1 pseudogene is annotated in these 566 nt (G+C 68.0%); it reads left to right on the top strand.

Annotated elements, in window-relative coordinates:
* A pseudogene (locus IF37_RS0138445) lies at positions 1 to 566 on the top strand (hypothetical protein); the annotation flags it as partial.

Here is a 566-nt window from a genome sequence, read left to right as displayed (position 1 = left end):
CCCGGCTGGACTTCGACATCGAGGGTGCGGCGCTGGCGGACACGGCGGCGAACCACCGTCGCAACCAGGCGCTGGCGGCGTTGCAGAAGGAGTCGGAGGCGGCCGGGAAGCGGCTGGACGTGCAGTTCACGCTGCCCTCGGGCACGCATGGTCTGGAAGCGGACGGTGTGGCGCTGCTGAAGGACGCCGAGAGCACCGGGCTGCGGGTGACGCTGGTCAACATCATGACGATGGACTACGGCTCCCCGGTGGACGACATGGGACAGGCCGCGATCGACGCGGCCACGGGTCTGCACGACCAGCTCGGGCAGATCTGGACGTCGAAGTCGTCCGAGGAGCTGTGGGCGATGGAGGGCAACACGCCGATGATCGGTGTGAACGACACCCCGGGTGAGACGTTCACCACCGACGACGCCGACCGGCTCGCCAAGTTCGCCGTGGACAAGGGCATCCAGCAGCTCGCCTTCTGGGCGGTCGGCCGGGACAAGGCCTGCCCCGACACGGGCAAGCTCTCCGACTCGTGCAGCGGCACCGAACAGAGCGACTACCAGTTCCTGAAGACGTTC

Origin of the sequence: Streptomyces sp. NRRL S-31 (assembly GCF_000718775.1) — a bacterium.
Taxonomy (GTDB): domain Bacteria; phylum Actinomycetota; class Actinomycetes; order Streptomycetales; family Streptomycetaceae; genus Streptomyces.
Note: the sequence above shows the minus strand (reverse complement) of the source record. Positions and strands in the feature narration are given on the sequence as shown.